Source organism: Mangrovimonas aestuarii, from assembly GCF_028767185.1.
Lineage (GTDB): Bacteria > Bacteroidota > Bacteroidia > Flavobacteriales > Flavobacteriaceae > Mangrovimonas_B > Mangrovimonas_B aestuarii.
In genome coordinates, this window is record NZ_JARACK010000005.1 from 203868 (window position 1) to 230390 (window position 26523).

General features: G+C 38.7%; 11 protein-coding genes. 7 read left to right on the top strand and 4 right to left on the bottom strand.

The features are described from left to right. The first annotated feature begins 155 nt into the window (after positions 1–155). The 5 genes from PWU04_RS08450 (at position 156) to PWU04_RS08470 (ending at position 17214) form a co-directional block, all read left to right on the top strand. Positions 156–10790 (top strand): LamG-like jellyroll fold domain-containing protein, encoded by a 10635-nt coding sequence (locus tag PWU04_RS08450; RefSeq protein WP_274475598.1) that lies wholly within the window; start codon positions 156–158, stop codon positions 10788–10790. A gap of 209 nt (positions 10791–10999) precedes the next feature. Beyond that, positions 11000–11503, top strand: a complete 504-nt coding sequence (locus tag PWU04_RS08455) for a GbsR/MarR family transcriptional regulator (RefSeq protein WP_274475599.1) — start codon at positions 11000–11002, stop codon at positions 11501–11503. A 13-nt stretch (positions 11504–11516) separates the two neighbouring features. Next, the gene (locus tag PWU04_RS08460) at positions 11517–12641 is read left to right on the top strand and encodes an efflux RND transporter periplasmic adaptor subunit (RefSeq protein ID WP_274475600.1); all 1125 of its coding nucleotides are present in this window, start codon (positions 11517–11519) and stop codon (positions 12639–12641) included. A 7-nt stretch (positions 12642–12648) separates the two neighbouring features. Then, positions 12649–15810 (top strand): efflux RND transporter permease subunit, encoded by a 3162-nt coding sequence (locus PWU04_RS08465; RefSeq protein ID WP_274475601.1) that lies wholly within the window; start codon positions 12649–12651, stop codon positions 15808–15810. Beyond that, the gene (locus PWU04_RS08470; protein ID WP_274475602.1) at positions 15811–17214 is read left to right on the top strand and encodes an efflux transporter outer membrane subunit; all 1404 of its coding nucleotides are present in this window, start codon (positions 15811–15813) and stop codon (positions 17212–17214) included. Positions 17215–17268: 54 nt separating this feature from the next. On the opposite strand, the gene PWU04_RS08475 is transcribed toward PWU04_RS08470, so the two are convergent. From PWU04_RS08475 to PWU04_RS08490, 4 genes are all read right to left on the bottom strand, one after another. After that, positions 17269–18120, bottom strand: coding sequence for a universal stress protein (locus PWU04_RS08475; protein ID WP_274475604.1), 852 nt, complete (start codon positions 18118–18120; stop codon positions 17269–17271). 135 nt (positions 18121–18255) lie between these two features. Beyond that, complete coding sequence (locus PWU04_RS08480) at positions 18256–19761, bottom strand: efflux transporter outer membrane subunit (protein ID WP_274475605.1); 1506 nt, start codon at positions 19759–19761, stop codon at positions 18256–18258. After that, the gene (locus PWU04_RS08485; protein WP_274475606.1) at positions 19758–22922 is read right to left on the bottom strand and encodes an efflux RND transporter permease subunit; all 3165 of its coding nucleotides are present in this window, start codon (positions 22920–22922) and stop codon (positions 19758–19760) included. Before PWU04_RS08485 ends, PWU04_RS08480 begins: the two co-directional genes overlap by 4 nt. Positions 22923–22932: 10 nt before the next feature. Further along, entirely contained in the window at positions 22933–24087 is a 1155-nt protein-coding gene (locus tag PWU04_RS08490) for an efflux RND transporter periplasmic adaptor subunit (RefSeq protein WP_274475607.1), read from the bottom strand. Between the two features lie 276 nt (positions 24088–24363). On the opposite strand from PWU04_RS08490, the gene PWU04_RS08495 reads away from it, so the two are divergent. Together PWU04_RS08495 and PWU04_RS08500 are read left to right on the top strand one after the other, a co-directional pair. Further along, positions 24364–25584, top strand: coding sequence for an MFS transporter (locus PWU04_RS08495; RefSeq protein ID WP_274475608.1), 1221 nt, complete (start codon positions 24364–24366; stop codon positions 25582–25584). After that, on the top strand, positions 25581–26399 hold the full coding sequence (locus PWU04_RS08500) for a class I SAM-dependent methyltransferase (RefSeq protein ID WP_274475609.1): 819 nt from the start codon (positions 25581–25583) through the stop codon (positions 26397–26399). The genes PWU04_RS08495 and PWU04_RS08500 overlap by 4 nt, the downstream gene beginning before the upstream one ends. The last annotated feature ends 124 nt before the right edge of the window (positions 26400–26523 follow it).

Consider the following 26523-nt stretch of genomic DNA (forward strand, 5'->3'; position numbering starts at 1 on the left):
TACAAACATGTATTTCACCGATAATATTTTTCCTATATACTGATTATCAATACTTTTAACTCGTAATTCAATCGGTTAATAGCAACTGTTTGATAACTTGACTTCGCAATCTTCTTTGAAGTCATTGTTGTCCCAATTATTAACTGATTTGTATTATGAGGAAGATTACTACTCTCGGTTTTATTTATTTATTTGTTGGATTATGTAGTTTACAATTACATGCTATTGGACATGAAACTAGACCTTCAATTTTTCAAAGAGATATTAATCTTCAATACGTCATTCCTTTAGTCGATTATAAGGGTGCGGATAATTTCACTTCATCGAGCTCTACTTCTTTCATACCCACAGTGAATTGTCAAGACATTACCGTATTTTTAAATGCTTCTGGTCAGGCTTTTATAGCTGAAGATGCTGTTAACAATGGAAGTTCAGGAAATGGAGCTTTAAGTTTTGATACTGATATCACTGAATTTGATTGTAATGACGTTGGGACTCCAGTAATGGTAACTCTTACTGTAACTGATGCCGATGGATCAGACTCTTGCACAGCTACAGTTACTATTTTAGATAACCTAGCACCTATACCAAATGTTTCAAGCCTGCCAACTATCAATGCTCAATGTGAAGTTACCAGCCTAACAGCACCAACTGCTACAGACAACTGCGATGGTTCAATTACAGCAATTAACAATGTTACTCTCCCTATCACGTCTCAAGGGGCAACTATAGTTACTTGGACTTATACAGATAGTCAAGGTAACAGTAGCCAACAGACTCAAAATATTGTCATTGATGATATTACTCTCCCCACGATCAACTGCCCTGCCAATATAGAAGTAACCAACACCCCTACTACTTGTGCTGTTGTTGTGACCTACGCCCCTCCAGTTGGCACAGATAACTGTTCTGGAGCGACAACAACACAAACTGATGTTACCGGATTATCATCTGGCAGTGCATTTCCCATAGGAGTTACCACTTTGGAATATACCGTTTCTGATGCAAGCGGAAATACGGCTAATTGTAGTTTTACGGTAACGGTAAACGATGCGGCAGTAGATGCTGAAGTAGCAATTGATGCTTCTCCTAGCACAACCATTTGCGAAAACACTTCTGTAACCTTTACTGCCACACCAACTAATGGCGGTAGTGCTCCAAATTACCAATGGTATTTAAATGGTATCCCAGTTGGATCGAACAGCCCTACCTACACCAACTCTGGCTTGGCAAATGCCGATATTGTATATGTGGAAATGACTTCTAGTCTATCGGCCTGTGGTACTACTGTAACTAGTAACACCGTTACAATGACAGTAAACGATGAGCGCCCTGTTTCATTCAATATCAGTGGTCCCAATACTATCTGTAATGGAGACTCAGCAACTTTCTCGGTAAATCCAGCTGCAATAATAAATGGTAGCGGTTCGTCCAGTGGTTTTCAATGGACACTTAACGGAACAGCCATATCTGGTGCCAATTCCAGCACTTATAATACTAGCTCCTTAACAGATGGTGATATTATTGATCTAGAAGTAACTTCATTTGTACAGTGTGCTACACCAGTACCTCAAACTAGTAATAACCCCATTACCGTTACTGTAAACTCATTACCTAATCTAACTACTGATGATGGTTCTGTATGTGCTAGCAACCAAACTTCAATCAACCTAAACAGTTTAGTAACTACAGATGGAACAACTGTTACCTTTCACAATTCACTAGCAACAGCAAATAATGATACAGGTGCAATTAATCCCTTGGTCAGCCCAACTGCGACAACAACATATTACGTAAGAAGTGAATTTGCTACAGGTTGTTATGTAACGGACACAATAACCATAGATATTGATTCCTTGCCAACCATTAGTGCTGGCCCAGATCAAGCAATTTGTTTAGGAGACTCTTTTGACCTTAGTACAATTGCAACTGGAAGTGAACCGCTTACTTACCACAATACGCAATCAGATGCTAATGATGGGATAAACCCCATTTCTCCAAACATTACCCCAAGCGTTACAACGACCTATTACGTAAGAAGTGAAAGTGCATCAACCAATTGCTACAATACAGATTCAGTGACCATTACTGTTAACCCATTACCCACACTAAGTACTATAGTCGGATCAGTCTGCGCCAATGGGCAATCCTCTATCGATTTAAATTCATTGGTTACAACGAATGGTACAACTGTTACCTTTCACCTAACACAAACAGGTGCAGATAACGAAACTGGAGTCATCAGTGCAATAGTGAGCCCAACCAGTCCTGAAACTTATTATGTAAGAAGTGAATTGGCTACTGGTTGTTATGTAACAGATGAAATAACTATAACAATAGATCCACTACCTCAACTTACAACCTCTAACGGATCTGTTTGTGCTTCTGGGCAATCCAGTATAAACCTCAACGATTTAGTAAACATTAGTGGAGGAGGAACACTTTCATTTTATACCAGTGAAACCAATGCCAATAATGCCTCATCCGCTATATCTGCAACTGTGTCACCTACCGCACCTACAATTTACTGGGTAAGAAGCGAATTAGGCACAGGCTGTTATAACACCACTAGTTTACAAATTACTATTGATCCTCTTCCCAATGTTGTAGCTAATGCCACGTCAACACAAATTTGTATTGGAGATTCAGTTACCTTAACAGGAAGTGGAGCTTCAACCTATTCTTGGGACAATGGTGTATCCGATGGTATTGTATTTAGCCCCGACTCTACGCAGGACTATACAGTTACAGGAACGGATGAAAATGGGTGTTTCAATACAGACACAATAACTATTACTGTTATTCCCGATGCAACCATCTCACTAGCATCAGGCAACAACGATCAGGAAGTATGTATAAACTCTAACATTTCTCCAATTGTATTCAATTTAGGGGGAGGTACAACAGGTGCAACTTTTAGTGGTTTGCCTGCAGGATTTTCGGGAAATTACAATTCTGGAGCCAATACCTATACTATTACAGGTGCTACAGCTGCATCTGGCACCTATAACTACACAGTAAACACAACAGGCTGTGGTGCGGCCAGTTCAAGTGGTACCATTACCGTTTTTTCTGGCCCACCTGCAGCACCAACAGAAATTTTGGGGGTAACAGGGATTTGTCCACCAACTACTGAAACATACAGCATTACCATTCTAGATCCCTCAACCGTTACCAACATCACATGGACTGCTCCTCCAGGTTTTACTATAGATTCCGGTCAGGGAACTGAGGAAATCACCCTAACAACAGGTCCAAGCGCTACTTCTGGTAATTTAAGTGTAAGCCTTTCAAACCCATGTGGAACAGACTCTATTAGTATACCTATATCTGTGGACACATACGCCTATGTTAACGCAGGACCTGATCAATTTGTATGTTCAGACCAAACGGACGTTCAGTTAGCAGGGCTTATAGGAGGCGTTGTAGAACGCAAAAATCAATTTGAATGGTCAGATGGTGGAATTGGGGGGAGCTTTGACTTTTCAAACGGCAGTCTTAGTGCCCAATTAAATCCTGTGTATTTAATTCCAGATAGCTTTTCTGGTGGTGTTATAACCATAACCATTTCTACGACTGGAAACATTACTAATAATACCTGTGCAGATGGAGGAACTGTGATCGATAGTATGCAAATATTCATTCTTGCAGATCCAACTGCCTCTATAAGTGGAAACACAACCCTATGCTCTGGAGGTAATACTAACATAACATTTACTGGAACTCCAAATACAACAGCAACTTACAATATCAATGGCGGCAGCAATCAAACCATAGCAGTTGGAGGTAGTGGTATCTCTACAATTAATACTGGAGCATTAACTACAACCACAACCTATAATTTGGTTAGCGTTGGATATTCTTCTTCTCCAAGCTGCACTATTCCATTAACTGAAAGTGCCACGATTACCGTTAATGCTCTCAATACTGTCGAAGCTGGAGGACCAGATACTGTCTGTCAGTCAGCTGCACCATCTCCTATTACCTTATCTGGTGCAAGTTTTGGTGGCGATGCTACTACTGCAGCATGGTCTGTCACTTCGGGAGGAGGTACATTAAGTACAACGGCTCAAACCCCAAATCCCCAAAATGTCACTTATACACCAGCGTCTGACTTTACAGGAACAGTAACCCTTACCTTAACAACAAATGCTCCCGGAAGTTGTCCGGCCGTTTCCGATACCAGAACCATTACAATAGAACAAGCCCCTACTGTTGAAGCTGGTAACCCACAAGACGTCTGTGCAGGAGAATCAATTGGACTGTCAGGTAGTTTTGAGGGAAGTGCAAGTTCTGTTACCTGGAGCGCTCCTAGTGGTACTTTTTCTGATGCTTCATCAACAAATACCTCTTATACACCTTCAATAGCTAGTGGAACTGTCATATTAACATTAACAACAAACGATCCAAATGGAAGCTGTACCGCTATAAGTGACACAGTAGAAATCACCGTATTTGAGACTCCTACAGTAGAAGCAGGAACCAATATAGATGTTTGTGCAGGAGAAACGGTATCTCTTTCGGGTAGTTTTGGTGGTGGCGCAAGTTCTGCATCTTGGTCTGCTCCCTCTGGTAGTTTTGATAACATTAATAACACTAATACAGAATATACCCCCGGCATTGCTAGCGGCGCGGTTACACTCACACTCACAACCAATGATCCTAGTGGACCTTGTATTACCGTTTCAGATACGATTACCATTAATGTTTACGAAACACCAACTGTCGATGCTGGTTCTGATCAAACAATCTGCTCTAATGAAACTGTAATAATGGATGCTACATTAGGTGGAGGAGCCTCATCCGGAACATGGTCTACCAGTGGTAGTGGTTCATTCAATAACAACACACCTTCTGCAGAATACACACCTAGTGATGCAGACATCGCCAATGGAGGCGTAACTCTAACCTATACTACCAACGATCCTACAGGGCCATGTGAAAGCGACTCAGATACCATTACCATTACAGTTACTCCGGCACCAATAGTAGAGGCTGGCCCTGACCAAACCATTTGTTCTTCAGATACAGCCACAATGAACGCTACCTTAGAAGGAGGAGCTAGCTCTGGAACATGGACTTCCTCAGGTACAGGTACTTTCAATAACAATACTATCAATGCGGTTTATTCCCCTAGTCCTTCAGACATAAACAATGGTTCGGTAATCCTTACCTATACAACCGACGATCCGTCCGGACCCTGTACGGCAGTTTCGGACGCTATGACTCTTATCATAATGGAAGTTCCCTTTATTACAACCGAACCTCAAAATGTCGGAGTCTGTGCAAGTGAATCCGCTAGTTTTACCGTGATTGGTATTGGAGATAATTTAAGCTTTCAATGGTATAGTGGCACGGCTCCGGGAGGAACACCAATTGTTTCAAACTCCAATATCAGTATTACTTCCAACCCAGAACAAACATCCAGTACCTTGAGTTTTGCTCAAGCAAACATGAGTGATGCAGACACTTATTATGTAACCATATCGGGAGACGCTTCTTGTCCCACAATCACTTCTGCAGAGGTTACCCTAAACGTTAACCAAGAAATTGATATTACTTCACAGCCTATTTCTCAAACCTTATGTCAAGGGGAAAATGTAAGTTTTATTGTAGTTGCTGATGGAACCATCACTTCATACCAATGGCGTAAAAACGGAGTGGATTTAACGGGAGAAAACAATGCAACTCTTACTCTAAACAACATTACTCCTTCCGACAATGGTAATTATGATGTTGTAATAAGTGGTCCTGGAGGGACCTGCCCAAGTGCAACCTCAACTCCAGCCACCTTAACGGTTACCCCTCCACCTACAGCCAACATAAATTATGCTACCTCTCCTTACTGCGATAATGTTTCTACCGCACAAGCTGTAACTTTAACCGGAACCAATGCCTATGCTGGTGGTATTTATTCTGCACCTGCTGGTTTGTCAATAAATGCTTCAACAGGAGCTATAATACCATCCACAAGTACTCCAGGAACCTATTTAGTTACCTATACCATTCCTCCATCGGGTGGTTGTGAAGAGGTTCCCGTAACCACCAATGTTACCATTACCCCCTTACCTGTTGCAAATATTAACTATGACGAGCCTGCTTATTGTGAGACCGATTCCTCCTCAATAACCGTTAATTTAACTGGAACAGACAATAGTGGTGGAACTTATTCTGCAAGTCCAGCAGGTTTGGATATCGATACCTCAACAGGAGAAATCTCTGCAGATGAAAGTGATGTAGGGGATTACACTGTAACTTATACCATCCCAGCCTCTAATGGTTGTGAGGCAGTTATTGTTAGTACAGATATTTCTATTTCTCCATTACCCGTAGCAACATTTAACTATGGCTCCACTTCTTATTGTGAAAACAGCAGTAATCCATTACCTACCTTCTCTGGAGGAGGCGTTGCTGGTGAATTTACAGCCAATAGCGGATTAGCTATAAATTCTTCAACAGGTGAAATAGATTTAGCAACAAGTACTCCAGGATCTTATACTGTTACAAATACTATTCTAGGTGTTGGAGGCTGTAATACAGTATCACATTCTACAACCATCAATATAGATGAAGTAGCTGATGGTGGGACAGTTCAAGGTACTGCTATTGGTCCTGATGGAGAACTCACTACAAGCTCTGTAGTATTAGTATGTGCTGATTCTACAGGTAGCTTAGAATTAACCGGGGAGTCCGGTGATATAATCCAATGGGAATATTCTACGGACAATGGTCAAAACTGGACTATCATTAATGATACCTCAAATGCAATTACCTATTCTGGCATTACAGACACAACAATATATAGAGTTTTGATAGATAGTGGCAGTTGTGGTCAAACTTATTCTGCTTTGGCTGTAATAAGTGTCGTTCCTAACGACTTAAAACCGGACCCAGTTACAGCATCTGCATACACACTTTGTTTGGGGGAATCGTCAACCTTGACAGCTGAAAGCTCTATTGCCAACGGACAGTTTATTACTGGTGGAAACTTTCAGACTGGACAATTAAACACTCAAGATCCTGATAGCTGGTTAGTAGACGGAAGCCCTGGAGGATGGACTGCCAATGGAGATAATACTGATCCTCCTCATGATTGGTCCGGTACCAACCCCCATCCCTTTGGTGGAGGTGTTTTTTTAGATTCTGGAGATCCCAAATTTGCAATAGCTGATGGTAACATTACAACACAACTGGAAACACCTATTTTTAATACTTTTGGACTGGAAGATGCTATCTTCGAATTTGATTATGCTTATGTTTTACCTGATGCCTCTGATTATTTTCTTGTTGAAATTTCAATAGATGGTGGAGCCACGTATTTAAGTGTCCCTCTTTGGGAGGTTAATGGCCCCACTGCTTCTGGAAATTATGATCCTTTCTCAGCAAACCACTTTTCATACGATCTATCCACTTATCCCGGTATTAATCTTGTAGGTGTACCAGATTTGCGAATCCGTTTTACATTTTCAGGACATACCGATGAAAGTTTAGCAGCTATGGACGGAATTACTCTTCCAGCACCTCCAATCGATAATGTTTTAGTATGGACAGAACTTCCTGGTACTACAATGTACTATGAAAATATAATAATGGTTACACCTCCAACTCCAGGTGTTCATTCTTATGCTGTTACTTCTTATCTGGTAAATTCTTGTGGATATGCTATTACTGAGGACAACTCAGAATTTGTAGACCTAACTGTTTATGATTACGATATAGCCGATGCCGGAGAAGATATTATAATCGGACAAGCAGAATGCGGTGTTAATACGGTAACCATCAGCGCGACCCCTTTAACCGGGGTCACCCCAATTCCAGATCCTGACAATCCAGGTGAAACAATTGATCTTGTCTCTACCGGTGAATGGACCGTAACCTCTGGTCAAGACCCAAGCACCTATAGTTTTGCCGATCCTACAGCCTATAATACCACCTTTACGGGTGAAGAAGAAGGCCCCTATATCTTAACATGGACAGTAACACCTCCTGAAGGCTCCCCATGTGAGCCCAGCACGGATTCTATATCTGTTACCCTTACCAATTGCAGCACATTGGACTTTGATGGTGTGGATGACAACGTGACCTTCAGGAACTATTATAATTTAAGTGGTCCAAATGACCTAAGCGGCACCAATGGAGCATTTAGCATAGAACTTTGGTTAAAATCAGAAGCTTCTAATAGCTCGGTACAAACAATAATATCTAAACGTGATGCAACCGATTTTACGCATGGGTATGATCTTCGTTTGGTAAACAATATGGTCTCATTTCATTGGAACAATACTGGAGTAGTAACTGCCTCTGATCCGATAAGCACTAATAGATGGTACCATGTTGCTATTACTTATGACGGGGGAACCTACAATTTATACGTAGATGGAATTTTAGTGGGATCTACATCCAGTAGTTCATCCCCCATCGAAAATAATTTTGAATGTATCCTTGGTGCAATGGATCAGGCTGCGACTGGAGGGAGTCCCGATCCAGTGAACTACTTTGAGGGTTGGATGGACGAATTGCGAATTTGGAATACAGCGCTTACTGTTGAACAAATTAGGTTTATGATGAACCAAGAAGTTGAAAACTTCGGAGGTAATGTAAGAGGTTCTGTCGTTCCAATTGACGCTCCCGGACTAACTTGGGCGAACTTTATTGGCTATTACCAAATGAATCAAACGGTAGATATTGTTGGTGGATATATATTACCAAACGCAGGAACCCAAGATGGACGCATGCGAAACATAACTACCTGGCAAGAGGAAAATGCGCCTTTACCATATACATCAGATAATAATGGTAATTGGAGGGATACTTCTGCGAGTTCACCTTGGCTTTGGGGACATAGTGTTTGGGATTACCCCAATGCCTATGGTATTAATGGAGAGCGTATAGACTGGAACATTGTCATTACTTCCCATGATATAGTTTACAACCCTGATGATGAGGAATTACAATTACTTGGCCTTTTGGTGAACAGTAATGAAGTGACCATTACTGACAGCACCTCACCCCAAGATGAAACTAATCCAGGAAATGGTCTGTTTATCTCACACTATTTAAAATTGGATGGTTCAATAGATTTAATTGGAGAATCTCAATTGGTTCAAAAGCGCTATACGCCATCACAGGTTAGTGAAAGTATTTTAGATGTAAACAGTGGTGGTTTTGTTGAACGCGACCAACAAGGAATTTCTATTCTTTACAATTATAACTATTGGAGCAGCCCTGTAAGCCTTCAAAACACAACTCCCAATAATGCAGATTATACCGTAGCCGATGTTTTAATGGATGGCACCTTCACTGATACCCCCCAAGCTATAACTTGGATTGGAGGCTATGATGCTAATCCTGGACCACCAATTCAAATTCCTAATTATTGGCTATGGACCTTTAATGCCCTAGCCAATACTTATCTTGAATGGAATCACGTGGGCAGTACAGGTAACATACCTACAGGTAATGGATATACAATGAAAGGAAGTGGCACTAGTGGTGACTATCAAAATTATGTGTTCAAGGGTAAGCCACATAACGGCTCTATTCAAAATAGTGCCACAACATTGGCCAACGGCGAGGAATTCTTGATTGGAAACCCCTATCCGTCTGCCATGGATGCGGATGAGTTTATTAGGGACAATATCCCAGGTCCCAATGCAAACCCAAATTCAAGTAATGCTTTTGATGGAACCTTATATTTCTGGGTACATTATCTATCCAACAACTCCCATATTTTATTAGAATATGAAGGAGGTTATGCAGCTTACAATTTAAGCGGAGGAGTAGCCCCTACAACTCCACCTATTACCAATGATGGTTATGTAATTAGTAATTTAGGAACATCTACCTTAGAGCCGGGCCCCTATATACCTGTGGCGCAAGGCTTTTTTGTTGCAGCATTACAACCAGGAACAGGTGGACAGATTAAGTTTGAAAATGACCAAAGGGTGTTTGAGAGAGAAACTGGCTCTGGAACATCCGTATTTCTAAGATCGGCCAATAACGAGAATCTCGACAATACGGATGCTATAAAACGTATCCGGTTTAATTTTACAACCCCAGAAGGAGCTGTCAAACAATTACTGTTAAGCTTTTTACCCAATAATTTGGCCTCAGATGAATTGGATTACGGGTACGATGCACCAAACATAATAAGCCCTCCACACGGATTAAATTCAGGTGGTTTTGGTAAAGACTCTGATACAAAACATACAAAACGTTTTCCTAGTGATTTGAATTGGGTAATTGATAACAAACCTTACATCATTCAAGGAGTTGGTGACTTTGATAAAACAAAAAAATATCCAATGAATATGACCGTGAAAAATTCAGGAAACATCCAAATTGAATTAACTAGTTTAGAGAACTTTAATGAAAACATTAATGTTTACGTATACGATGCCCTCTATGGCACATATACATTAATAAATAATCTTCCTTACAGAAAATATTTAAAAGCTGAAGACTATAACAATAGATTCTATATTACTTTCACAGAAGATGAAACCCTCAATATTATAGAGGAAACATTAAATAAAACCATAATCAATTATCTCAATAGTTCTGAAGTTATTTATATAAAAACGCCCCCAGAAGTAAATCCCAAGCAAATTTACTTGATAAATACACTCGGGCAAACAGTTAGGGCTTGGAACCAAACCAACATAACTCTTTCTAACGAAATGAGAATACCTGTAAATGATCTTTCGGAAGGTAGCTATATAATTCAGTTAATTACTGAAGATGGAAAAATAGTCAATAAGAAAATTGTTATATCCAATTCGGCTAATTAACTTCACAATTAATCTTCCTTACCTATCAAAGGCTCAAATATTTATTATAACAATAAAGCTTGAGCCTTTGTTATTTAACCTTATTCACAAATAATCGCCTAAATAAAAACCTGACAAACCAAAAGCAAAATTAATATTTGTTTAACACCCTAAGTTCGTTTTAAACCGAACTAATCGGTAATTTTGTATTTCATCTTATTATTCCAATAATGACCGACGAATTTTTATCTAAAAAAGAAAAACTAATTGAACGTCTGGGTGTCCATATAGAGGAGTGGGATAATCGTGCCCCTTTGGCTGCAAGAATTTTATCTACGCTTATTCTAAATGGAAAGCAAGGAACTACATTCGAATATTTAGTTACTAATCTATGCGCAAGTAAAAGCACCATATCTACACATCTCAACAATCTCCAGGCTCAAAAAGTAATTTGTTACCACACAAAACCCGGCGATCGTAAAAAGTACTTTACCGTGAGCCCAAACCACATTATTCATTCTTTGGATAAAATGATTCAAACATGGGAAGCCGAAAGGCAATTACATCTTGATATCATGGAATACAAAGAAACCTACAATAATTGTAAAAACAATAAAGAAGAGTTTCGTTTTGATCTGGAATTTCATACAGGCTACCTCTCATTTTTGAATGAGGCTGGAACAGCTATAAAAAGTATAAAAGAAAAATTAATCAATAAAACCAATCCACAATAACAGATTAACTGCTATGAAAAAGAAAACTATAAACGTTATTGGAGGTATATTAACATTGTTTGCTATAGTGGCATGTAACTCAAATGCTGAGCAATCCTCTAATTCAGCTACCCCTCCCCCTGCTTTTCCTGTCATTACGGTAAAAGGTCAAGATGTTACCACATATCAGTCTTTTCCAACGACCATTGAAGGAGTTGTAAGCAGTGAGATACGCCCAAAAGTAACAGGCTATGTGCAAAAAGTACTTGTTGACGAAGGACAGACTGTAAAACCTGGTCAGCCACTATTCAAACTGGAAACACAATCACTCACACAAGACGCTGCTGCTGCAAAAGCCAATGTAAATGCTGCTCAAGTAGAAGTTGACAAACTCAAACCTCTGGTTGATAAAAATATTATTAGTCAAGTACAGTTGGAAACTGCCAAAGCTAAATTGGAACAAGCTAAAAGTTCATACAACAGTATTATTGCAAATATTAATTATGCAAACGTTACAAGTCCCATTCATGGAATTATTGGAACTATTAATTACCGTGAAGGTGCATTAGTAGGTCCACAGAGCAGTCTTCCTCTAACACAAGTAGCTGCAATCGAAAATGTATATGCCTTTTTCTCAATGAATGAAAAAGAATACATAGATTTTATCAGTTCTTCCAAAGGAAACACTTTAGAAGATAAGATCAAGAATCTCCCAAAAGTTTCTCTGGAACTAGCTAACGGAAGCACCTATCAAAAAGAAGGTATTGTAGAAACCATTTCAGGAAATATTGACCAAAGAACAGGTACAGTAACCTTCAGAGCGAAGTTCAATAATCAAGAAGGTGTATTACGAAACGGAAGTAGCGGGACCATAAAAATTCCTAAAATTCATAACAATTCCATTGTTGTTCCTTCCGAATCTACATTCGAAAAACAAGGAAAGACATTTGTATATACAGTAATGAACGATTCAATTGTTCAAACTCCAATATCAATTACTTCCAACACCAACAAGCTTTATGTCGTTGAAAGTGGTTTAAATCAAGGAGATAATGTACTGGCTAAAGGTATTACCAAAGTAAGACCTGGTATGCATATTAAGCCTTTACCAACCTCTATCGATAGTATTTTAGAATCATTCAGTACGGTTTTTAAATAAATAGATTATGCTTAAAAAATTTATTGAAAGACCGGTACTCTCTACTGTAATATCGATTATTATAGTAATGTTGGGATTATTGGGAATGAATCAATTACCAGTAACCCAATATCCGGATATTGCACCTCCAACAGTTCAGGTTACAGCCTCTTATCCTGGAGCCAATGCCGAAACCATCTTGGAAAGTGTTATCATTCCAATCGAAGAACAAATCAACGGGGTTGAAGGCATGACTTATATTACCTCAAGTGCCAGCAATGATGGTAGTGCTTCAATCCAAGTGTTTTTCGAACAGGGCTACGACCCAGATATTGCAGCTGTAAACGTTCAAAATAGGGTTGCTAGAGCAAATGCGCTTTTACCCTCAGAAGTAATTCGTGCTGGGGTAATTACACAAAAACAACAAAACTCCGCCCTACTTTATGCTGCTATTTATTCCACTAATCCAGAATATGACGACACTTACATTCAAAACTACCTGAACATTAATGTTAAGCCTGAGTTACAACGGGTAAATGGCGTTGGAGCTATTAATGTATTTGGAGCTAAGGACTACGCCATGCGCGTATGGTTAGATCCTGATAAAATGGCAAACTATGACTTAACACCTAACGATGTCATTCAAGCTATTGGTGAACAAAGTTTGGAGGCCGCTGCTGGATCTTTGGGACAGAATGTAGGCGAATCATTTGAATACGTTATAAAATATAAAGGACGTTACAAAAAGGCCAAAGAGTATGAGGATATCATTATTAAAGCGTTGGGTAATGGTAAATACCTATACTTAAGAGATGTTGCCAAAATTGAACTGGATGCTTTCTCTTATTCTTCATTGTCACGTTCAAAAGGCTATCCAGGGTTGAACTTCGGGGTTTTCCAAACTCCAGGTTCGAATGCCCAAGAAGTAATTGAGCACATATACACAAAACTTGAAGACCTTAAAAAAGACTTTCCTGAAGGAATAGATTATCTTATAAACTATGATACGAATAAGTTCCTAACGGCTTCTATGACAAAAGTAAAACACACTCTTATAGAAGCATTCCTATTAGTTTTCTTGGTTGTATTCATCTTTTTACAAGATTTTAAATCTACACTTATTCCGGGAATTGCAGTTCCTGTATCCATAATCGGGACATTCTTTTTTCTAAACGTCCTAGGGTATTCTGTAAACCTACTTACGCTTTTCGCATTGATTCTTGCTATTGGTATTGTGGTAGATGATGCTATTGTTGTGGTAGAAGCTGTTCACGCTAAACTAGAAGGCGGTATGAAAAGTGCTAAGGCTGCTTCGGTTTCGGCAATGAATGAGATTACAGGAGCCATAGTTTCAATTACACTGGTAATGGCCGCTGTATTTATTCCTATTACTTTCATTAAAGGACCTTCCGGAGTATTTTATGAGCAGTTTGGGGTAACACTTATTATAGCAATTCTTATATCTGCTTTGAACGCATTAACACTAACCCCAGCGCTTTGTGCTATTTTCTTAAAGCCTCACAGCGATGAAAAACAGGATAAAAAATCATTGCTGCAACGATTCTATACCGGTTTTAATATCGCATTTAAAGCGACTACAAACAAGTATGCAAAGTCACTTTCATTTTTACTCAAACACAAATGGATCACGTTAGTCATTTTAGCTGTTTCTGTTTTGGGAATTATCAGGGCTAGTCAAACCATCCCAACAGGATTTGTACCTTCTGAAGATCGTGGAGTAATTTTCATGAACATAGAACTACCTGCAGGAGCTTCATTGGATAGAACATTTAAGGTAACCGAGAATATGTATGAACAACTATCCACCATCAAGGGAATTAAAGGGGCCTCTGTCATTAGTGGACGAAACTTTTTCTCTGGATCTGGTAGTTCATACGGAATGGGATTCGTAATTCTGGAAGACTGGGCAAATAGGGAAACCGACGATACTTCAGTCCAAGCCATCATTGGTCAGCTTTACCAAAAAGCGGCATCAATACCAGAAGCCAAAATCATTTTCTTTACACCTCCTAGCGTACCGGGGTTTGGTAGTGCCGATGGATTTGAAATGCGTTTACTAGACCGTCGTTCTGGTAGTCTTAAGGATTTAGACAATATTGCTACCGATTTTGTTTCTAAACTAAATCAACAACCAGAAATAGCATTTGCGTCAAACTCTTTTAGCACCAACTTCCCACAATTAGAATTGGATATAAATATCGCCAAAGCTAAAGATTCTGGTGTACCTATTAGCAGCATATTATCTGCCATGCAAGGATATATAGGGGGGTATTATGCTACTGATTTCAGCCGTTTTGGGAAGCAATTTAGAGTGTTGGTACAAGCCCTACCTGATAATCGTAAAGATACTTCAAGTCTAAACAGTATGTTTGTGAAAACAGCTAACGGTCTGATGGCTCCCGTTTCACAATTCGTTACGTTAAACAGGGTTTATGGACCCCAAACAGTAAATCGTTTTAACCTATTCAATTCTGTTACAGTAAATGGATCCGCAGCTCCTGGGTACAGCTCTGGAGATGCTATTGCCAAAATAAATGCATTGGCAGAAACTTCCTTACCAGACGGATATAAGATTGAATATTCTGGAATTACTAGAGAAGAAATTGCTTCTGGCGGTCAGGCGGGAATCATTTTTATGCTTAGTATTCTTTTTGTGTACTTCCTGCTATCTGCTCAGTACGAGAGCTACCTACTTCCACTCTCTGTAATTTTTTCATTGCCCATTGGTGTAGCAGGTGCTTACTTAACGACCTATATATCTGGACTTGAAAACAACATCTACTTCCAAATTGCTTTGATTATGCTAATAGGTCTTCTTGCCAAGAATGCCATTCTTATCGTGGAATTTGCAATTCAAAGACGACATGAAGGGCTCAGCCTAATCAATTCGGCTATTGAAGGAGCTAAAGTACGTTTGCGTCCTATTCTTATGACCTCATTTGCTTTTATTCTGGGGCTTTTGCCTTTAGTATTGGCTAAAGGTGTTGGTGCGGCAGGAAACAATTCTATTGGTACAGGGGCGGCTGGAGGACTGTTGGTAGGAACTATCGTTGGGGTATTCGTAATACCTGTTCTTTTTGTTATTTTCCAATGGCTTCAGGAAAAAGTCTCCGGAAAACCAACGGATGAAAAAGATACTTCAGAGAACCTTATAAACGAGACTATTTAAATGAAACTATCAACATATAAAATCTATAGAATAATATTACTGGCTTCTATGCCAATACTTTTAGCCTCTTGTTTTGCAGCTAAAGAATATGAACGTCCAGAAATTGTAGACGAACAGTATTATAGAACCGACTCTATTGAACACGATAGTATTTCCATAGCTGAAATATCATGGAAAGAAGTTTTTACAGATTCACTACTTCAAGGCTATATTCAAGAAGGATTGGATAACAATATAGATATTCGTATTGCACTTCAACAGATTCTCACTGCTGAATCTTATGTGAAACAGGGAAAAGCAGGATACCTTCCAACACTTAACGGAAAGGCTACAGCAACCCATCAGGAATTGTCATCCAACAGTCAGTTTGGAAGTTTGTTCTCATCGTTGGATCAATTTGAACTAAGTGGGAGTCTTTCTTGGGAAGCTGATATCTGGGGAAAAATAAGAAGTAATAAACGAGCATTTCAAGCTTCATACCTACAAACGGTAGCAGCCCATCAAGCGGTAAAAACCGAATTGATTTCTCAAATTGCCACTGTTTATTATCAGCTTGTTGCTTTAGATGAGCAAAGAGTAATTACTAAACAAACTTTAGACAATCGAAAATCCAGCTTAGAAACCTCTAAGTCCTTAAAAGATGCAGGTTTACTAACAGAGGTAGCTGTAAAACAAACAGAAGCTCAAGTATATACTGCTGAGAATATATTAATAGAATTGGAAGTTCGCGAAAAGCTGCTTGAAAACACTATGTCTATCCTTTTGGGTAAACCTTCTCAGACCATAGAAAGGAATGAATTGGAGTCACAACTAATTACCACTCCTATAAAAACTGGAACTCCTGCATTATTGCTTCGCAACCGCCCGGATGTAATTGCTTCAGAATATGCTCTAATCGAATCTTTTGAGCTTACCAATGTTGCTCGAAGTCAATTTTATCCTTCTTTAACACTAAATGCATCTGGTGGATTCCAAAGTTTGGAATTGGATAAATTATTAAGTGCCAACTCCTTATTTGCAACATTTATTGGTGGTTTGGCACAACCTCTCCTTAATGGAAGAAAAATAAAAACACAATATGAGGTATCTCAAGCTCAGCAAGAACAAGCATTATTAAGGTTTAAACAATCGCTTTTAATAGCCAGCAAAGAAGTTTCGGATGCCATGTACAATTACGAAGCAGCCACTAAACGGATAGAATTTACTCAAAAAGAATACGAAGCCTTTGCAACTGCAAGAAACTATGCCGCAGAATTATTAAATAATGGCTATGCTAATTATTTGGAGGTTTTGCGCGCAGAAGAAAACACATTAAACTCTAACCTGAGCTTAGCTAAAGTGAAGCAGAGTCGTTTATTGGCTCTTGTTGCTCTTTATAGAGCTCTAGGAGGAGGCTGGCAATAATTTAGCCTCGACATTTTCTGTTAATTTAGATTAAAATAGGATCGATAACCGATCCTATTTTTTTTGTCCTTTTAGCTGTAAAATCAGTAATGGAACAGGTATTTTAAACGCAAACCTCTCAACTTCATGCCTGGTAAACAACCTCTCAAAAAAGGAATGTTTCTTGTTTACCATACTCAACAAGTTTACATTTCGCAACTCCATAAAATGGGTCACAGCTTGATACAAGCTATTACCTTCTATTGAAACAAAGTCATGATCAGTAGCTGAAAGAGTTTCATCTAAAATGGCTTTATTTTTTTCTTGTGATTCCGATAATTCTGGTGTTTCATCCAAATGTAATATCCAAACCTGTGACTTGAAGGTTTGAGCCAAATTTATCAACGGACTCAGAGTGTCTTTCCCATAGTCCATATTAAAACTAGACATAAACCCCACATTATTTATAGGCCTAAAAGCATATGGATTAGGCACTGTCAAAACTGGGCAAACAGCCCGTTGCATAACACGAACGGCATTGCTTCCAAAAAGAATTCCTTCTGTATTGGTTGCTCCTTTGGTTCCCATGATAATCAATTCGATATCCTGAGAAGGTATAGTTTGATTAATGGCATCTACAAAATTATCATAGTCAATTATGGTGTGGAATCGATGCTTAGTATTTTGATATGTGGCTTTCATATCCTTAACTATTCGCTCAACAGCTAACCTTGCATCTTTTACCAAATGTGCATAAATGGTTGTTGTTGGTTGTTTAGTCAACAAATCATCAGAGATATATGAAGATGCCTTTACAACATGTAGTAAGTAAAAGTCACACACTTTATCTTGATACATATTAATAGCGTAATGGATAGCATTAATTGAGTTTTCAGAAAAATCTGTCGGCAATAATACTGATGGCATATTAGAGTGATTTTCTAAAAAGTAGCCTTAGATACAGGTACGGGGTTTCTCTAAAGATAAGAAAAACAAATTTATTCTTACACTAATTCTCGTACAAAGAAAAACTTTATCGATGACATGCTTATTGAGTTAAAATCACTTATTACCATTACTCAACTGAATATCAATAAATTGACCTTTATAAATTAACGTATCCCTTTTAACACTACCTTCTTCTAAATTAAGTTGTTGTTCATACTTCCGAGCATATTCATCACGTTCACGTTCACTAATCCAACCACCTCCCAATGCTTTATAAAGATTTATGTAAGCTAAAAACACTTCTTTATAGGTTTGGGAATATTCTAGTTTTGCCCCAAAAGTTTGTCGCTGGTTTTCTACCACTTCTAAATAACTAGTCACACCTTTATCATACCTCAAGCCTGATAGGTAACTTGCACTTTCGGCTGCTTTGTATCTCACCTCTCGTATTGCCAATTCCTCTTTGAGAGTTTGAACTGCAATAAGCGCATCATCTACTTCCCTAAAGGCATTAAGCACTGTATTCTCATATGTCATTAAAGCCTGTTTGGTGGCTTCTCGTTCAACATCGACCCTTCGTTTATTTTTTCCCCATTCAAAAAGAGGACCAACAAAGCTGCCTCCAATACCCCACCCTAAACCATTAGAAATTAAATTTGTTAGCTCTGGGCTACCATAACCTAAAACTCCAGTTAAGCTTATAGTGGGGAAACGCAGGGCTTCGGCTACCCCTATTCTAGCATGTTGAGACCAATAATCATATTGTGAAGCCATAATATCTGGACGTCTTAAAAGTAAATCAGAAGGCAATCCTACTGGGAGAGAATCTGGCAGTTTTTTTTCTAACAGCATTGTTGGAGTTGGTATTTCTCCTGGATAATCGCCCAACAATATTTTCAAACGATGTTCGGTATAGGCAATTTGACGACGATAAAAGGGGATTGCCACTTGGGCTGTGGCGCTCTGAATTTCTGCTTGATTAACATCAAGCAAGGGAATGATTCCCTTTTCGTAACGCAGTTTAATTATGGCCAAGGCACTATCCCTTACTTTGAATGTATTTTCTGCAATGATTAATCGGGTTCTGTAATCTAATAAATCATAATAACTGGAAGCCATCTCACTAATTAAACTCAATTGAACTGCCCTTTTGCCATAAACGGAAGCCAATAAACTTGCCCTTGCAGATTCATTGCTTCTCCTGATTCTCCCCCATAGATCAATTTCCCATTTTAAGCCAGCTTGAGCACTGTATATTCCCGACACTTCATCTAGCTTGATATTTTGAAGGTAGTTTGTTCGGGCTATATTACCCGAGTAACTAATAGCCGGACCAAAATTTGCCTTACTCACTCCCAATACAGCTCGTGCTTGTTCTACCCTACTACTGGCAATTAACACATCTCTATTATTATCCAATGCCAAAAAAATTAAAGAGTCTAAAACAGGATCCTTGAATACTTCCCACCAATTTATATTAATAATAGAATCTTCCTGAACACTAAACCTAAAATCCTCAGGTTCGTTAACTTCTGCTGGCTTAAAATTTGGACCTACTGCACAAGAATACACTACAATTAATGTAATAAACATACCATATTTGAAGAACCTCTCAATCATTCTTCTCTATTTAGTACAGATTCATTTTCTGTAGTTTTTTGCCTTTTCTTTTCATACCCAAATAGCTTTCCAATGAATACAAACAGCATCGGATAGAGAAATACACCAAGAAATGTTGCGACTACCATTCCACCCAATAAAGTCATTCCCATCACCTTTCTGGCTTCTGCCCCGGAACCAGTAGCAATAACCAAAGGAATTATTCCAAAAATAAAAGCAAAAGCCGTCATGAGTATTGGCCTAAAGCGTTCTTTAGCTGCCAGAACAGCCGAGTCGTATAAACTTTTCCCCTTATGAAACTCTTCGGTAGCAAATTCAATTATCAGTATGGCATTCTTTGCTGCCATACCTATCAACATTACAAAGGATACTTGAGCGAACACATTATTCTCAAAAGACGGTGAAAAAATCCTGGCTAAAAACAATCCAAGAAAAGCTCCAAAAATTGCAAAAGGGGTTCCTGCCAAGACACTTATTGGCAATGACCAGCTCTCATATTGAGCAGCAAGAATAAGAAAGACAAAAATCATAGACAATGTCAATATAGGCAACAAACCTCCAGAAGCCTTTTTCTCCTGAAAAGACAGCCCATTCCAGGCATAACTTATATCGCTTGGCAGTATCTCTGCTGCTACTTCCTCCAGTGCATCAAGCGCTTCTATTGTACTATAGCCTGGAGCTGCAGCCCCAGAAACCTCAACAGACCTAAAAAGATTAAATCGATTGGTATAATCTGGACCAGAAATATTCTCTAAATCAATAAAGGTTGCCATTGGTACCATTTCACCATTGTTATTTCTTAAAAAGAAACTGGATAATCCAGATACATCCTGCCTATATTCTGGTTCAGACTGAATATATGTCTTATAAAGCCTTCCAAACCGATTGAAATCATTGACATAAGTCCCTCCCATATAAGCTCCTACTGTGGCATAAAGGTCATTTAATGGGACTCCTAACTTAAGAGCCTTCTCTTTATTTACCTGCAACAAACGCTGGGGAACAGTAGCATTAAACGGGGTAAAGGCACGACCTATTTCTGGACGCTCAACAGCCTTTTGAGTAAAAGCATTGGCATGTTCAGACAGGTATTGAGGTGTATTACCTCCTCTATCTTGAATCATTATACTAAATCCAGACCCTTTACCCAATCCAGGAATTGGTGGAGGGCCAAATGCCAAATTAATGCTACCTTGTATCTTTAACAACTCTTGGTTAATATTATCTACAAACGTATTTGCGCTTAAGGTTCTCACGTCCCAATCTTTTAAGTTAACGAACATCACTGCCGAGTTATTTAAAAAGGAGCTTGAGAGCAAACTGTACCCCGTTACATTGGTAACATATAAAACATCTTCTTTCTCGAGAAGAAGATGTTCTACTTGTCTTGTAATTTCATCGGTTCGTTGAATCGAGGCGGCTGGAGGTAGCTGAATATTCACAAAAAAGTACCCCATATCCTCCTCAGGTATAAAGCCCATAGGAACTAACTTTGACAAAACTCCCAAACCAATAACCAAAACACCAATAAAAATTAACCCCCTTTTAATTTTTCCTGTAACTATATTGGTTACAGACATATACCCGTCTGTAGATTTTTTTATGAAATTATTAAATCCACCAAAAATTTTCCCAAAAACCCCTTTGTAAGGCTTAGGTTCTTTTAACAACAAACTACAGAGTGCAGGTGATAGTGTTAAAGCATTTATAGAAGATACAATTACAGAAACAGCAATGGTTATAGCAAATTGTTGATAAAGCTTCCCTGTAATTCCAGACATGCCTGCTACTGGAATGAAAATAGCCACTAAAATCAAGGTTGTCGCTATTACTGGGCCCGTAACTTTTTTCATAGCATCGATGGTAGCTTCCTTTGGCTCCATGCCTCTTTCAATGTTAACCTGAACAGCCTCAACTACAATTATGGCATCATCGACTACAATTCCAATGGCCAAAACCAACCCTAAAAGTGATAAAACATTAATAGTAAATCCGAGTAAGGGAAAGAATATAAACGCACCAATTAAGGAAACTGGAATAGCTAGACATGGTATTAAAGTGGCTCTCCAGTCCTGAAGAAATAAAAACACTACAAATACAACTAATAATAAGGCGATGATCAATGTTTCAATAATATCATCAATTCCTGCTGTAATGGCCAAGGTTGTATCTAAAGAAATATCATATTTAATGCCCTCAGGAAAACGTTTGCTCATGAACGCCATAGCTTCTTTTACCTCATTAGCAACTTCTAGAGCGTTAGAACCTGGAGCTTGATATATGGCAATAACTGTACAAATTTCCTTATTTAACCTTGTAAATGCATTGTACTTTTCTATACCAAGCTCAACTTCAGCAATGTCCTTAATTTTTATTTGAGATCCATCTGGTTTTGTTCGAACAACAATATTTCCAAATTCCTCTTCCGAATTAAATCTGGAGGGCATTCTTACCGTATAGGTAAATTCCGTGCCTTTAGGAGCTGGCTCCCCTCCCAGTTGCCCCCCTGGAACCAATACATTTTGTTCGTTAATAGCTTTAACAATTTCAGGTACCGTAACACCTAATTGGGAAAGTCTGTCGGGCTTTACCCAAATCCGCATAGAATAATCAGATCCAAATACTGTAACATCTCCAACTCCAGAAAGTCTTAATAATTCGTCTCGAAGATTTATCAACGCATAGTTCCCTAAAAAGTCTTGGTCAAAAGTACCATCCGAAGATAAAGTAAGAACCATCATTACGTTAGACATAGCCTTTTTTGTAGTAACACCTAATTTCTTAACGGACTCTGGTAGTCTTGCAGTAGCCGCTGCAGCCCTATTTTGAACCAAAACAGCATTCATATCCGGATCTGTACCAACATCAAAAGATACTCTTAGGGCCATCGTACCATCGTTGGAGTTTGTGGAGTTCATGTACAGCATATTATCAACACCATTAATCTGCTGTTCCAAAGGAGTCGCAACCGATTCCTCTATGTCTACCGCATTAGCTCCAGGGTACATAGCGCGAACAACCACTTGGGGAGGAGTCAAACTGGGATATTGCTCAATTGGAAGTCCTGTCAGGGTAATGGCTCCAACCAACGTAATAATAATGGCAATCACCATGGCCAAAACTGGACGACGTACAAATAAGTTCCCCTTAGAATCGGACATAAACTTTAAATTAGTTTTCCACCTTAGTTTGATACTCTATTAAATTAGGAGCAACCTTCATTTTAGATCTTACTTTTTGAACTTCATCAATCACCACTTGTTCTCCTGGCCGAAGACCTTTTTCGACAATAAAGTAATCTTTATAATTTCTGAACACTTCTATATTTCTTGTCTCGACTACCCCGTCTGCACCGACCACAAAAACCATAAACTGACCTTGAATTTCCTTGACTGCCTTTTGAGGGATCAAAATCGTATTCTCTCTATCCTTTACAAGTGCCCTCACTTTTGTAAATTGACCTGGACGAATTAGCCTGTCTGGATTAGGAAATGATGCTTGAATTAATATAGATCCAGTATTAGGATCAATATTACGATCAATAAAGTCTAGATGCCCATTATATTTATGAATAGAGTTATCTGAAAGAATTAACTCTAAAATCTGCTTACTGGTTAAGGCCTTAAATTTTTCCTCGGAGTCACCGCTTTCACGGATAAACCGTTTCATAAAATTAAGATATTCTGATTCTGACAGAAAAAATTGAACTCTAACCGTGTCAATATCCGAAACTGTATTAAGGATTACCGGATTGGGTTGTTTACCAACGTACTCTCCTACCCTTGCAGATGTTTTTCCTATTATTCCACTTAAAGGCGCATAAATTTTACAATATCCTAAGTTAATTTCAGAAATTTCCAATCCTGCAAGGGCGGCTTGAAGCTGTGCCTGGGCAGCATCCCTTTGGGCTGTAGCTGCATCAAGATCACTTTTACTAACAGCATTCAAATCAGCTAAAGGCTTTATCCTATTGTAGTCGCTTTTAGCTTTTGCTAATAATATTCTAGCCTCAGATACCTCACTTTGCCGTGCTGATTTTTCTGCTTGAAATGGTTGGGGATCTATACTGTAAAGCAACTCCCCTTTTTTTACACGGCTACCTTCATCAAAATAAACACCTTCCAGAAACCCGTCAACACGTGCCCTAATGGGAATATCCTTTATACCGTAAACTTGCCCTACAAATTCTTTATAAATTGGTACTTCCTGTGTTTTAACAGCCACAACATTAATGGGCGTTATTGCAGCAACCTGTTGTTTATCCTTTTGCTTACAGGAAACTATTATAATCGATAAGATTAAGAAAAGTAGTTTCAATCGATACATATAGAGAAGTTTGTTCCTATAAATTTAGGGAAATATCGAATAACAACATTGAATAACCCAAACTAAAAACATGACATACAAGCGTTTAAAGCCTCAAATCATAATGTCATCTAGACAATCAGCTTATTTAACACCAATCATATATAATAGAGTAAAAAAACACTTTTCTCTTCACAACTAACCGACTATAAACCCCTACAAAGTCGGTGAGGTGATATATTAACTATTATCTTCTATATTTGGGGCTGAAAAAACCTACTAACTATCCAACTATATATGACTAAGCATAAGCCCATTCAACTTGGCCTTAAAGAAAATTGGAAACAGTTCACCCTACTTGTCATTGTAAACGCTTTTGTGGGCGGTATGGTTGGTATGGAACGTACAATTTTTCCTGAATTTGCTGAATCGGAATTTGGTGTCGCTTCCAAAACAGCAATTCTTTCCTTTATCACCGCTTTTGGAATCTCTAAAGCTCTGGCCAATTATTATACTGGTAAACTGGCCAATAAACTTGGGAGACGCAATTTATTGCTCTTAGGTTGGTTTATTGCTATTCCGGTGCCTTTTCTACTTATTTTATCCAATGGTTGGGGTTGGGTGATTTTTGCCAATGTGTTATTGGGTATTAGCCAAGGATTGACTTGGAGCAGCACTGTAGTGATGAAAATAGACTTAGTTGGAGAAAAGGATCGTGGTTTTGCCATGGGTCTCAATGAATTTGCTGGATATTTTGCTGTTGGGCTAGTAGCCTTTCTTTCCGGATATATTGCTAATGCTTACGGTATTACACCCTACCCTTTTTATATAGGTATAGGCATTTCTATTATAGGTTTCCTACTAACTGTACTTTGGGTTAGGGACACACGAGGGTTTGTTAAGCACGAAAGCAAAACCAACAAATCAGAACAGCTTGGAAATGTATTTATGGAAACTACCTTTAAAAACAAAACCCTTAGTTCTGTCACTCAAGCCGGACTAATCAACAACCTTAACGACGGAATGATATGGGGACTTTTACCAATTATTTTAGCTAACATTAGCTTTAATACTGAAAAAATTGGAGTCATTACAGCCATTTACCCTACCGTATGGGGAATTGGACAATTGTTCACCGGGAAAATGGCAGATCATTACTCTAAAAAAGGTATGCTGTTTTGGGGTATGCTGTTTCAAGGTGTGGCCATTTTATTTATTCCATATACCAGTCATTTCTGGACACTGGCAACATTAGCAGCTACTCTAGGGCTTGGTACAGCATTGGTATATCCCACCTTTTTGGCAACAATTGCCGAAGCCACCAGTCCAAAACAGCGGGCAGAAAGTATTGGAACATTCAGACTTTGGCGCGATCTAGGCTATGCTTTTGGAGCAATAGTTTCAGGAATTACAGCCGATATATTTGGCATTGAATACGCTATTTTACTTATTGCCTCCTTAACTATTATGTCCTCGTTTGTTATTAAATTTAGAATGCCAAAAGGGATAAATCCATGAAAGACTACATCAATATCAACAAAACAGCTTGGAACAATAAAGTAGGCAGTCACCTAAAATCGAATTTTTACAATCTTGAAGGGTTTAAAAAAGGAGAATCCTCATTAAAGTCTATAGAACAGGAACTATTAGAAGATGTTAGCGGGAAAAGTATATTACACTTACAATGCCATTTCGGGCAAGACACCTTGTCGTTGGCAAGAATGGGTGCTCAGGTAACCGGAGTAGATCTTTCAGACAAAGCTATTGATGCTGCTAAAAACCTTGCCGAGGAAATAAACCTCAACGCAGAGTTTGTTTGTTGTGACCTATACGAACTTCCTAACCATTTAAACAAAACCTACGATATAGTTTTTAGCAGCTATGGCACCATTGGGTGGTTGCCCGATCTGGATAAATGGGCTAATATTGTATCACAATTCCTAAAACCCGGAGGGACCTTTGTTTTCGTTGAATTTCACCCCGTAGTATGGATGTTCGATGACGACTTTAATACAATAGCCTACAACTACGATAATAAAGAAACCATAAGCGGACAGGAAACGGGCACCTACGCCGATACCTCCTCTACTGCACAACACAACTATGTGTGTTGGAACCACGGTTTAGCTGAAGTACTGCAAGCCCTCATAAACCATAGGCTGGAATTAAAGCAATTTAAAGAGTTCGATTACTCTCCTTACAACTGTTTTAACCATACCGAAGAATATAGTCCTGGAAAATACCGTATAAAACATCTCGAAAACAAAATCCCAATGGTGTATGCATTAAAGGCAATCAAATCCAAAAATGGCCATTTGGGGCATTCGCATTAATAACCTCCTATTAATTATTTAAGGAATCTATTGACCATTAATAAGGGGTATCGGCTATATTGTAGGTCAAGTAAAACTTTCTTAAAAAAACAACTCTCAGGAAATAGTTTAACTCCAAGTTATG

Coding starts and splice junctions, on each gene's coding strand:
- PWU04_RS08495 (WP_274475608.1), top strand. CDS start 24,364: ATGACTAAGCATAAGCCCATTCAACTTGGCCTTAAAGAAAATTGGAAA.
- PWU04_RS08460 (WP_274475600.1), top strand. CDS start 11,517: ATGAAAAAGAAAACTATAAACGTTATTGGAGGTATATTAACATTGTTT.
- PWU04_RS08485 (WP_274475606.1), bottom strand. CDS start 22,922: ATGTCCGATTCTAAGGGGAACTTATTTGTACGTCGTCCAGTTTTGGCC.
- PWU04_RS08500 (WP_274475609.1), top strand. CDS start 25,581: ATGAAAGACTACATCAATATCAACAAAACAGCTTGGAACAATAAAGTA.
- PWU04_RS08450 (WP_274475598.1), top strand. CDS start 156: ATGAGGAAGATTACTACTCTCGGTTTTATTTATTTATTTGTTGGATTA.
- PWU04_RS08475 (WP_274475604.1), bottom strand. CDS start 18,120: ATGCCATCAGTATTATTGCCGACAGATTTTTCTGAAAACTCAATTAAT.
- PWU04_RS08490 (WP_274475607.1), bottom strand. CDS start 24,087: ATGTATCGATTGAAACTACTTTTCTTAATCTTATCGATTATAATAGTT.
- PWU04_RS08470 (WP_274475602.1), top strand. CDS start 15,811: ATGAAACTATCAACATATAAAATCTATAGAATAATATTACTGGCTTCT.
- PWU04_RS08455 (WP_274475599.1), top strand. CDS start 11,000: ATGACCGACGAATTTTTATCTAAAAAAGAAAAACTAATTGAACGTCTG.
- PWU04_RS08465 (WP_274475601.1), top strand. CDS start 12,649: ATGCTTAAAAAATTTATTGAAAGACCGGTACTCTCTACTGTAATATCG.
- PWU04_RS08480 (WP_274475605.1), bottom strand. CDS start 19,761: ATGATTGAGAGGTTCTTCAAATATGGTATGTTTATTACATTAATTGTA.